Annotated in this window: 4 protein-coding genes; all 4 read left to right on the top strand. The window is 37.3% G+C overall.

Annotation, left to right across the window (positions count from 1 at the left end; all coding sequences use genetic code 11):
• Positions 1-100: 100 nt before the first annotated feature.
• The 4 genes from ACODST_RS22170 (at position 101) to ACODST_RS22155 (ending at position 13,422) form a co-directional block, all read left to right on the top strand.
• Positions 101-802 carry an outer membrane beta-barrel protein gene (locus ACODST_RS22170; RefSeq protein WP_488934271.1) on the top strand — a complete coding sequence of 234 codons (702 nt, stop codon included), beginning with the start codon at positions 101-103 and terminating at the stop codon, positions 800-802.
• An 11-nt stretch (positions 803-813) separates the two neighbouring features.
• Positions 814-1,545 (top strand): outer membrane beta-barrel protein, encoded by a 732-nt coding sequence (locus ACODST_RS22165; protein WP_488934270.1) that lies wholly within the window; start codon positions 814-816, stop codon positions 1,543-1,545.
• 31 nt (positions 1,546-1,576) lie between these two features.
• Positions 1,577-3,544, top strand: coding sequence for a T9SS type A sorting domain-containing protein (locus ACODST_RS22160; RefSeq protein WP_488934269.1), 1,968 nt, complete (start codon positions 1,577-1,579; stop codon positions 3,542-3,544).
• 68 nt (positions 3,545-3,612) lie between these two features.
• The gene (locus tag ACODST_RS22155) at positions 3,613-13,422 is read left to right on the top strand and encodes a SpvB/TcaC N-terminal domain-containing protein (RefSeq protein WP_488934268.1); all 9,810 of its coding nucleotides are present in this window, start codon (positions 3,613-3,615) and stop codon (positions 13,420-13,422) included.

Here is a 13,422-nt window from a genome sequence, read left to right as displayed (position 1 = left end):
TACCTGAAATCAGGTATCTTGTCGGTTTTTTTGTCTTTTAGTCGATTGTTTTGTCGTTTGAAGCTAAAATTAATACATATATTCGCGGAAATTTTTGTGAATGAAAGTACTATTACCCTTAATAATTTTTAGTTTTTTTTTTAATACCTCAGTTTATAGTCAAAACGAAACTAACATAACTTACGGATTAAAATTAGGAGCCCTTCAATCCAGTTTCAGCAATCTTCCTGAGAGTATAAAAGGAAGAGACAACACTTTTGATAACAGTGTTATGGAAAGTAAAGGTAAATTTGGTTTAGAAGGCGGTTTCTTTTTAAATTGTAAACTTCACGATACACGGGTTGCCATTCAGCCGGAAATCTTATTCAGGCAATCGGGAGAAAAAATTACTTACAAAGATGCTGTTGGAAAAGAGTTCGAACTTGGTTTAAATTATGCTTTTCTGCAAATTGGTGCTTTATACAAAGTCTATCCTTATGAAGGATTAAATTTTGGTGCCGGAGCTTTTTATGGGATCAATTTATCTCCAAATGATATTACATATACATCTAATGAAGCAGGCGGAATGTATGATGTAGCCACAAGGCAGTTCTATAAAGATGGTCTTGACGGCGACGACGATTTTGCATTATGTTTCGCATTAGGTTATGAGCTTCATCAAAGCATTCATTTTGACTTTCGCTACTATCTGGGCGTAAAAGATATGATCAAAAGTAATGCTTCTTCTTTTCAGTTTATCGAAAATCAAAATAAAAGCAGTGTCTTTTGTTTTTCCTTAGGCTATAGTTTTCATCAATGGTAATTTATAAAAAAATGAAAAAAATTGTTTTGCTTCTTTTATTAGTGAGCACAAAATCTTTATTGGCTCAGGGCGACAGAGAGATTACGTACGGTCTTTTTGGAGGAGGAATTTATTCTAAAATGTCAAATCTTCCTGATGTGATAGTACCAAAAGGTATTTACGAAGGTTACACTTTAAAAGAAGAAGGGAAATTTGGCGGAACCGGTGGTTTTTTCATTAACTGGAAATATCCTTACGCAAAAGTTGCTATCCAGACCGAAGTTTCATACTCGGGTCAGGGAACCGATTTGAATTATGAAGATGTAAAAGGGCTTAAATATAAAATGACATTTGGTTACAGCTATATCAATGTCGGCGCACAGTTTAAGTTTTATCCAACTGAAGGATTTTATATTGGAGTTGGTCCTTATGCAGGCTTTAATATTGCCAGTGATAACATCAAATATTCCTCCAATGCACAGCAGTTATTTGCCAATTCGGGAGTGTATTTTGAACCAGATGCCAATGTGCAGAAAGTACTAAAAGAATCTCTTACGGGGAAAAATTATTTCTACGGCGTTTTATCTGCAGGATATGAATTTAGCAATAATCTTTCTGTTGGAGCAAGATATTCTTTAGGGCTTACAGATGCTTTAACGACCGAAGAAAACGGACATCGCTACAGCGAAAACAAAAACAAAATCAATAGTATTTCATTAATTATTGGTTATTCTTTTGACTTTGATGATTTGGGTAATTTCTAAACCTGACTTATTGTAAAAATCACTTTACACCATGAATAAAAGGATTTTTTTATTGGTAAATATGACAGCGTTTCTAATTGGGAATGCAGCTTTTTCACAAAATAAAGTACTTCCCGGAGCAGTTTTAGAACCTTTTTTTTGGCTTAAATCCAGAAATGCAGGAGATAATTATTATTGGGAAAGTCTAATTAATAACAAAGAAGCAAAAATATCTGCCAGGAAACACGACGGAGCTTCTTTTAATTTTAATCCCAGTATCGTTATAGATAGTGCTCAGGATTCTTTAATTGTGCCATTGGGGCTCGAAAGTAAAAGACGTCAGACACTTTTTATGGTATATAAAGTAAAAGACAGTTTAAAAGAACAGTTTTTATGGACGATAAACGATCCTCAAAGAATAATTTCGGGAGCTACAAACAAACGTTTAGTCGATTTAAAAAAATATTCCTATCAGTCTTATCAGGAAAAAATAAAACCGCATAAAGCCAATATTCATTTTTTTCAGCAAAATGTAACCGATACGGTCGCAAAATTGTCTTCGCTGACTATTGGACAAAAGGCAAAAAATGAAAAACTGCCGCCACAGGATTTTAAAGGAAATATAAGTGAGATCGTAATTTATGATCGTGTTTTATCAGGTTTAGAAACGCAGAAAGCAGTAAGTTACCTTGCCATTAAATATGGAATCTCGTTATCAAATTTTGACAATAAAAATTATGTAAACAGTCAGGGAGAAACCATTTGGGATGTCGAAAAACACAAAGGTTTTACTTCATCAATTACAGCAGTCGGCCGTGACGATGCCAGCGGATTATTGCAGTTAAAAAGCAATAATATGATAGAGGAAGGGCTTATGACTTTTGAAGTAAAAAGCAAATCGAATACGTTTCCGAACAACTTTTTTGCCTTTTGGAGCGATAACGGAAAAAATCTCTTAGTAAAAAAACAAGAACAGGGAGAACCAATTGGTGTTTCCAGAGAATGGCTGCTCGATTATTCTAATCCGGGCGATTTGAGTCTGGACTGGACTTTTAATCCTGCGTTTATAAAAGGAACATTACCCAAAGATACCTATTACTGGCTTTTAGTAGATTATTCCGGTAAAGGCACTTACGATGAAAATGATTCCCAATACATTCGTTTAGGAAGTACTTCCGGCACTGAAAAATTGGTTTTAAAAGATTTTGACTGGAATAAACAAAAATCAGGAACAGCAAAATTTACCTTAAAAGTAGCACCGCAAATGTTCAGCAGAGTCTGGATAACCGAAGCACTTTGCGGGGTTTCAGGATCCGGAGAATTAAATTATACAATAGAAGGCGGAGAAGCTCCTTTTACCGTTACGGTTAAAAAAGAAGGAAGCGAAACGGTTATAAAACAATGGAACCAGGCAGCTAAAAGTAAGACAGGTGTACAGCTTTCATCGGGAACTTATGATTATATCGTAAAAGATAAAAACGGGAATATGTATTCAGAAACGGTTTTTGTTGCTGATAAAGAAGGAACTTTTCCAAACTTAAAATCAGATTATCTGCTTACCGATGGAAATGCGCTGCTTTTGGATGCCGCTAAGGATTTACCTTCCGGAAATTACCAATACCAATGGTTTTATGAAGGTAATTTTATAGATGATAATTCAAAAATCTTAATTGATCAGCCAGGTAATTATGAGATTCGGCTGATAAACGAACAAGAATGTAAAACGTCCAAAATGATTGCTGTGGCAAGTGATGGAGTAGAATTTACCAATTCAAGTGTTTTACTATTATATCCAAACCCCACTACTGATGGCAAATTTGCAATTGCGATGCAGTTTCCTAAAAAAACGGATGTTGTAATAAGCATCTATTCTGTCAGCGGATCGCTTTTAAATGAAAAGAAATACAGTCAGATGGAAACGTATCTGCATGAAGACATCATAAAAGGGCCATCGGGAATGTACCTGGTAAATGTGACTTCCGATTTTGGAAAGAAGACTTTTAAAGTAATTGTGAAATAATTTGAGATAAAAATTATCCGGATTAGAAAAATATAAAACCGATTTTTTCAAATCGATTGAACCTGCGTATGAAAAATAGAATAATAATATTGGTATTTTTAATAGGAGCTTTTTTGTTTGCCGCTAATATGGGCGAATATAAAATAGCCTCATTTTTTTCTGATAACAGACCGGAAGCAAAAACAGTTTCCGTTTTGGATTCGGCCATGGTTTTAAAAAATGAAAATAAAACTACCAGACTATTCACAGCGGATATTAAAGAAGGGATTATTGGAGTTTATAATTCTGAAGATATTGACGATGCGTATGATAACGTTTTTCATTTAAAGATAGATGAACTTCCGGCACAAAATGAAAACGCTTATTTAGAATATGAATTATTCGGTTACGATCAGGCAGCCTCTGTTTCGAGAAGTCTGAACAATCAGCCTAGTATTGGAGGGCAGTTTTTGTCTTACAGCAAATCCTGGACAGCGCAGTCAGAATTATTATCTGAAAAATCATTGAGAAAAGGAGATAATGTACTTTTATTTACAGCTCCTGAAGGAAATGCATATAAAATTAAAAATGTACGAATAGTATATAAAAACGGCAGCCGGAATTCTGATTTTACATTACTAAAAACCGCTGATAAATTATACATCAAAGGTGTAAATTTTCCTTCGCAGATTAAAAAAATGACCATTGCAGGAATTGCTGTAGATGTAAACCAGCCGGAATTTGAATTGGTTTTAGATTCCTCAAATGCAGGTGAATCAATTGCTGTTATAAAAGAAACGGTTTCAGGAATCATTGTAAATGAAAAAATAGAGACAGCACATTTTTTTAGAGCAGAAAGTTTCAGACCCATTGAAAATGCCAAAGAGCGTATTTCAAAAATGATCAGTTTTGAAACAGCCGGTTCTTTAGAATATAAAGATTTCCTGGCGGTTTTTCCGGCCGGAGCGTTAAAAAACAATGTAAAAGTTTCTGTAAGCGGTTTGCGTAAAATTGACATTGCGCCATTAAATTCAGCAATGGTCAATGTGACGGCTGTAAATGCAGGTTTTCGTTTATTGCCGCACGGTACTATCTTTGAAAAAGCGGTTACACTTTCACTTCCATACGACAAAAAAACAATTCCCGAAGGTTATACAGAGAAAGACATCAATGTATTTTATTTCGATGAAAACAAACGTCTTTGGCAGGAAGTAACCAAAGATTCCCTTGACATCAAACAAGGAATTATTAAGGCCAAAACCACTCATTTTACTGACTTTATTGCCGGGATTATAAAAATGCCCGAATCGCCTGAAACATCCGGTTATACGCCAACAAGTATTAAAGATTTAAAAGCGGCTAGTCCGTTAGTAGGAATTCAGTCTATTGCACCGCCTTCGGCAAACGGAAGAGGAACTATGAGTACTGGTTTTACTATTGTTATTCCGAATGGAAGAGGAGGAATGCAGCCATCATTGAATCTGCAGTACGACAGTGACGGCGGACACAGCTGGGCAGGAATGGGCTGGGATATTTCGGCACCTTCTGTTAATATTGAGACACGCTGGGGAGCACCCAGATACGATGCCGCCAATGAAACAGAAAGTTATAGCATTGCCGGCGAAGCTCTGATCCCGAATTCACACAGAGCCGAATGGATTGGCAGAACTTCTGACAAACAGTTTTATCCAAGACGGGAAGGTGCTTTTCAGCAGATTATCCGTAAAGGCTCATCGCCTAAAAATTATTATTGGGTTGTAAAAGATAAAAGCGGAGTGGCAAGTTATTATGGAGGAAATGCTTCCGGACTTGCTGTAAATGGTGTTTTGCAGGATGGCAATGGAAATATTGGACATTGGGCACTTTGTCTTCAGGTCGATTTAAAAGGGAATACAGTTGAATATGAATACGATAAACGTGATGGAGAATTGTATCTTAAAAAAGTATATTATACTGGTTTTGGATCACAAAAAGGGAATTATAGCGTCACTTTTGTAAAAAACTCAGATCTTGGCGAAGCAAACCGTTCAGATGTTCAGGTTTCGGCCAGATTAGGATTTAAACAGCTGAACAATCAGTTACTGCGCAAAATTGAAGTTCGGTATAAAAACGATATGATCCGCAGTTACGAACTGAAATTTAAAGAAGGCGCTTTCAAAAAGACTTTATTAGAATCAATTTCGGAGTATGATTCAGAGTCAAAATTGTTTTATACCAATACCTTAGAGTATTTTGATGATGTTCGTGATGCTTCAGGAAAATACAATCCGTTTGGACCGGAACAGAATTGGAATGTACCATCTGATAATATAAAAGAAGGTTTTACCGGAATTAAAGGTTTTGAAAGCAACAACACTCTTGCGGGAAGTACAAGCGGAACAAATACCTCTGTCAATTACAGGTTAGGGGTTGGTCTTCCTACTTTGGGTACATTTAAAAACAATACAATTGGTGCGCACGGTGCAAACGGATGGGGAAAATCAGAGACTTCTATTGTATTAGAAGATTTAGATGGTGATTCTTACCCGGATAAAGTTTTTAAAATTGGGAACGATATTTATTACAGAAAGAATCTGCATGCAGCGCAGCCCAATACATTTGGTGAAGCCATAAAAATTGCCGGAATAAAAAACCTTGGCGTATTTAAAAATAAATCTTTCAGCTGGGGTGTTGATGCAAGTGTTGGTTTTGGCGCAGCTTCTGCTAATGTTGGTTATGATGAACAAAGATCGACCAATAGAACGCTCAGTTATTTTATGGATTTTAATGGAGACGGACTAGTCGATTTTGTAAATAACGGAAGAGTATATTATAACCGAATTGTCAATGGTGTACCTGTGTTTTTAACATCAAGTTTAGAAACACCATCTCCGGTTTCGGGCGGCGGCGATTTAGCACTAACTAAACCGGACCGTACACAGGAACTTGAGCAGTTATTAGCTAAAAACCCTTTGCATGACGTGGTGCGTGTGTGGCAGGCTCCTGCAAAAGGTACAATCGTGGTGAATCAAAGTTTTCAGCTTATTGAAGATACTTCAGAAGAAAGACAGGAATACAAAACCAGAGACGGTGTTGATAAGGCCGATGGAGTGCATTTGTATTTTCAAAAAGGGGGTGTTTTATTATGGGATCAGGTTATTGGAGCAGTAGATTATACGGTCAAAAATAAAGCGACACAAACACTTAGTGTAGAGAAAGGCGAACGCTTGTATTTTAGGATAAGTTCTATAAAAGATGGAAATTATGACAAAGTAATATGGGATCCTAAAATAGTATATACACAAGTCGAAAAAAGGACTACGGCATCGAATTCTTTGGAAGCAGTAAGTGCATCGGCAAAAGATGCCAATTTAATTTCTTTACAGAGCTTTCACGCTTCAGCTGATTTTTTTGCCAGTCAGGCGAATTCAGTTGTAGTTCCAAAGGCGGGATTAATATCATTTTCCGGGAAATTTACAAAACCGGTAACGTCAGATCATGTTGCTTTGAAGATTGTGAAAAATGTGATTAATGTCGCAGGATCAACAATACTATTCGAAAGAAAGTTTTTAGCTTCAGAGGTAGTTGATTTTAATCTTGGATCGCTTTCTTTTTCAATTCCGGACGACAACACTTTTGTAACAATGACATTAGAATCGGCTGCTAATATTGATGTTAAATCATTGTTTAGCAATCCTTCTGTGACTTTACCAACCCTGGCAGATTCCAGACCGGAAGACAATATTCGAAAAGTAGATGTCGGACATAGTTTTTATTCTAAAATTGACGGAAATTATGTAATTGACGGTATAAAACCAGACGTAACCGGGAAATTAAAACTTTTCATTAATCCGGCAAGTTATACTTTAAGTAATCCAATTACCGGTTTTAAATATAATGGAAATGTAAATGTTACAGCAAAACAAAATGGTCAATTAGTTGGTAGAGTAACTTATGTGGTTACTAATGGAGTCTTAAGTCCTGTAACTTCTGCTTTCGATTTGAATTATAATTATGCCGAGACTCAAAAGAATGTTCCGTTAGATTTAGAAATTTATGTAAGCAATACCGCACTAAACGAAGTGATAACGGCATATCCAAAAGCCAATGCTTTAAAAATTACTTACGAAATAACGGACTCCGTTACTGATCCTGCCAATCCTGTTGTATGGACAAAAGATACAGATGATTTCTCCATTTTCACAGACTTAAACGAAACGGAAAATAATTTTGGGCTTCAATACAAAAACTGGGGACGTTTTGTTGTAAATGGAGATCTGGCCGGAAACCTTATTGATCAGTCTAAACTTAAATTTGAAAACAACAGCGGTATTGATCCTGATAATTTCCCTGATCCAAACAATCTGGATCCGGATAATATGCCTGGCGAGTTTGATACAGGAAAAGAATATTTTTTCCCAATGAGTGCAGTCTATTCTGATAATATTCTGTATGGAGGAGAAAAAGCCAGCTTTATCCAAAATGAGTTTATGGGAACCAACCGTTTGGGAGAAGATGACTTTGCAGAATATACCGATTTCTCATCTCCTTTGACCGAATTATTAGGTAGTGGCGAAACAGAGGCTTTGGATATGATTTCGGAAAGTAAAAGCCGAAGCATTGGCGGGGGTGCAGGAGTAGGAGGCGGTGCCGGAGGAATAAGCGGTGGATTGACAAAATCCAATGGTGATACTTTCGTTGTCCAGACCATGAGTGATATGAATGGAGACCGGTTCCCGGATTATATTATAGACAATAAAGTGCAGTATACTTCGCCAATTGGTGGTAAAACCAGTGAAATTACCAATATTGGAGATTTCAGCCATTCTAAGACGAGTAGTACAGGAGGAAGTTTGTCGGGAAGTTACAATCATGGTTCCCCTCAGAGTTCCCTGCAGATGACGGTAAGTAAAGGAAAAGTTAAGTTTTCTTCGGGTGCAGGCGGAAGTATTCAGGAAGCATTAAAAGCGGGAGGCACCGTAAGTTTAGGAGGGACAGTTGGAAAAGGAGAAGACCGTTCAGATCAAATTTATTCAGATATCAACGGTGACGGACTGGCAGACCGAATTGAAACTAATGAAATGGTATCCCTGAATACGGGGTATGGATTTTTACCTGCTGAACGCTGGGAAAACATGAATGTCATTAATAAAGGGACTTCTTTAGATATTGGAGGAAGTGCGGGGTACAGTGTTATGAACGGCTCTTTTTCAGGAGGACTAAATTATTCGCGCAGTACGTCAGATAATAGTCATTCATTTTTAGATATCAATGGAGATGGTCTGGCGGATAAAATTGAGTACAGAGATAATGAGGTTTCGGTACAATTAAATATGGGGAACACATTCGCAGCAGCGGTAAGTTATCCACGTTATGAAAAAATGACCCGAAATACGGGGGTAAGTTACGGAGGAAGTTTAGGAGCTTCTTATGATATTCCTTTGGTTCCGCCGTTCATTGTCATGAAGCTGACCCCGAGTTTTGGAGGAAGTTTTGGAGCCAGTACCTCCCGAAGTGAAGCTTCTTTCTCAGACATAGATGGAGACGGGAATCTGGACTATATTCTTTCTACAGATCAGGATAAACTTCTGGTCCGACTTTCCAACATCAAAAGAACCAACAAACTAAAAAGTGTTGCAAACGGTGCAGGAAATAGTTATACAGTTGATTATGAATTAGTAAAACCAAGTTACGAAAATCCGTCAGCCAAATGGGTATTGCAGTCTGTTGATGTTTTTGATGGACATACAGGCGACGGAATTGATCATTCTATTTCGAAATTCAGATACGAAGACGGATTTCAGGATCGTCGTGAAAGAGAGTTTTACGGATTTGGAAAAGTGATTGAGGAACAGATTGATGCCGCAGATAATTCTGTTTTTACGACTACCGTACAGGAGTTTTACAATCAGGATTATTTCAGAAAAAATCTTTTAAGATACAGTTATACTTTAGACAAAAACGGCAAAATGCGTCAGGAGTCAGAAAACGAATATAGTTTTGTTGATGTGGTTACGCAGGCGGGTGTTCCTGTTTCAGAACTGAATTTGCCTTCTTGTGATGCCAAAAGAATTTTCGTGGGATTAATTCATGCCAATCAGAAAGTGTATGAAGGAGGAAGTGAATTTTTAGAAACCAATACTTTCAATACATATGATGCCAACGGAAATATTATCCAGTACGAAGATTTAGGAAACGGTTCTGCCGATGATAAAGTAACAGCAAAAATCAGCTATTACGAAAGTACAACGCCCTATTACGGCGGAATTCCAAAACAGCTGGAAGTATTTACAACAGAAGGTTTAAAAAGAAAAAGAGCGACGACTATTAATACCACAACGGCTGAGGTTACACAGATTAAAAATTACGCTGCCGCAGATAAAATCGCCATTACGGATATCGAATATGATACCTACGGAAACCTGCAGAAAATTACAGGCCCATCAAATGATAAGGCACAGCGTATGACTTTGGAATATGTATTTGATACCGAAAATCATCAATACATGACCGAGATTAAAGATGCTTTCGGCTATCAAAACAAAATGGAGTTTGATTACCGATATGCAGCGGTTATAAAAACTACAGATAGAAATGACCAAAGCACTCTTTATACACTGGACGCGAAAGGACGTACGGCAACAATAAAAGCGCCTTACGAAATAGCTTCAGGCAAACCGTACACCATTGCGTATGAGTATTTTCCAGAAGCCAAAGTACCTTACGCCAAAACTAAAAATTACGATCCCGAGTTTGACAAGGATATTGAAACCTATACCTATACCGATGGATTAGAAAGAGCTTTACAGGTTAAAAAAACGGCCAGTTTGTTTACCCAGGCAGGCAGTGCTGACCAGGAAGCACTGATTATTTCAGGAAAAACAATTTATGATGGATTGGGAAGAGCAATAACAAACTATTACCCAACCACAAGCACAACAATAGACAATAATTTCAGTACAGCGGTATCAAATGTAACACCAACTAAAACAGAGTACGATGAGGTAAATCGTCCAGTAAAAGTAACATTGCCGGATGGAAGCACCAATACCACCGTTTTTGCAATAGAAAACTACGATGGTCTGCCTGTTTTAAGAACAACACAAACCGATGCCTTAAACAAAACAACAGAGACTTTTACAGATGCTACAGGACAGAATATTGCCAGTATGCACAACGATCTGACCACAAAGTTTGAGACCAATGCACTGGGCGAAGTGATTAAAGTAACCGATGCGATGGATCACCTTATCAAAAGTAGTTACGACTGGTTAGGACGACGTATAGAGTTTACTCATCCAGATGCGGGAACAACAAAAATGGAGTACGATTTAGCAGGAAACCTGATCACACGTGTCACACAAGATATTAAAAATACAGTTCCTAATGGCGGTGCTATACAATATGTATATAATTACAATCGTTTGGAAAGCATAAAATACCCTAAAAACCCGCAGAATAATGTACAGTACAATTACGGGAAAGCGGACGGTACGGCTTCGCGCCGGGGCAGATTGTGGTTTGTACAGGATGCCAGCGGCGGACAGGAGTTTTTCTATGGTAAATTGGGAGAGGTAGAAAAAGAGATTAGAACACTTCGTATTACGCCAACTGATATACAAACCTATATCTCGCAATATGAATATGATACCTGGAACCGTATTCAGAAGATGACCTACCCAGATGGCGAAGTGGTAGAATATACCTATAACCGCGCTGGAAACCTGCAAAGTATGCAGGGGAAAAAAGAAAGTCATACTTATGACTATATTAAACAATTAAGTTATGACGAATTTGAACAGCGTAAATATTTGAAATACGGAAACGACACCGAAACCAATTATACTTACGATCCTGTAATGAGACGTTTACAGCAATTGCAGGTAAAAAGCGGTTCAAGGCAAGTCATGAACAATTCTTATAGTTATGATTTGGTTGGAAATGTACTGAGTATAAAAAATACTGCGCCAATTGTTAATAATACATTGGGAGGAACTTCTGCGCACGAATACCAGTACGATGATTTTTACCGTTTAAAATCGGCAAAGGCCACGTATCAGGGTGAGTTTAACAAAGCCAGTTATGAGCTGAACATGAGCTACAACAAAATGCATAATATTACCAAAAAAGACTTGGTACATATGGTAAACAATGAGCAGAAAGGCTATGTGTTAGAGTATAATTACGATAATGAACTGCATCCTAATGCACCAAATAAAATTGCTGAGGCAGGAAAAGCAGAACCAAGACAATATGTTTATGACGGCAACGGAAACCCAACCAGTTATACCGAAGAAAAAAGTTTTAGAAAAATGACCTGGGACGAAGAAAACCGTTTAATGGGAATTAATGATAACGGAAGAATCCATCAATATACTTATGACGCAAATGGAGAAAGAGTAATAAAAAGTTCAGGTGATTCACAGAATGTTGCCATAAACGGAGAAACGGCAGCAACCATTGTGCATACTGATGATTACACGGGATATGTTTCTCCTTATTTTGTAATCAGCAAAGGAAAATTTACCAAACATTATTTTGAAGGAGCAGGACGTATTGTAAGTAAACTGGGTAACGGCGCTTTTGCACAGCCTTTAAAATTAACAGCGGGAGGCGTTAATTATGGCAAATTGACTGCAGAGCAGCAAAAGGCATTAGACACTTATGTTAAAAGTTTAGGAGTACCGCCAGGTCCGCCAACACAGCAGGGCATTTATGCCACACCAGAATTCACAGGCGATCCGTACCCAAGTGAAGTCATAAAACCGGTAGAAGAAAACCAGGAACCGCCTGAAGGCTGGCCAAGAAATCCTATATTCAATGCACCGGGCGATGTGCCGGGACCGCCTGTACAATTTGGTCCTCCTGTAGAGCCAGCCACCGTACAGTCAGGAGAAGGTTTTACCGGAACAGGAATGCCGGAGAATGATATTTTCTATTTTCATCCCGATCATTTGGGAAGCACTTCGTATATTACAACCAAAAACGGTTCTGTTTCACAGCACGTGGAGTATATCGCTTTTGGAGAGGTTTTATTTGAAGAACATAGTTCTAGTTTTTCTAATCCTTATTTGTTTAATGGCAAGGAATTAGATAGGGAAACGAATTTGAGTTATTATGGGGCCAGATATTTGGATATGAAGTCCAGTATATGGTTGAATGTTGATCCGTTGGCAGAAAAGTACCCAAATGTAGGGACATACATTTATACTTTTAATAATCCAATTAAGTTTTTAGATCCTGATGGAAGAGACCCTATTACTGCAGTTGTAGAGGCAATTTCTTCATTTGCTATGTCTGCGGGCACAGATTTTCTTACTAACTGGATACTTGAAGGGCAGGACTATAAAACAGCATTTAAAAACGTTGCTTGGGGTACAGCGGCTGTCGATGGATTGATTACATATGGACTATCAAGTTTTGTTTCTGGTGCAGGAACTGCAAATAGGGTTGCTAAAATTGCAAAAAGCAAAGGAGGGAAGTTTGCTATTGATGTAACAAAGTCGATGGTTACCAGTATTTTATCAAAATATGAGAAAGGGGAGATAAATGAACTTTCAGATGTAGATTTTACATCTGAATTTATTGAGGCTGTTTTTACAACACTTTTAGATAAAAAACTTGGAAAAAGAGCAGATGAACTTATGGATTCACTAAAAGAATCTAATAGAAAATTATATACAAAATTGGCAAAATTAGAGAGAAATATGCAACTAGGAAAAGGCGAAGCTCGTATTAAAAATGATTTAAATCAACTTAATATTGCTATCAAAAACTCAAAAAAGGCAGCAGTTGAGGCGGCAAAAGGAAATGCTAAAAAAGAAATAAAAAAGAAAATTGTAGTTGAAGGTGCTAAAAAAGGTAAGGACTACGTAAAAGAAAAAATTCAAAATAAGAATAATAATAAAAAAGAGGAATAG

This window comes from Flavobacterium sp. FG19, assembly GCF_057809475.1.
The sequence above is the reverse complement of the archived record's forward strand: the minus strand, read 5'-3'. Positions and strand labels throughout refer to the sequence as shown.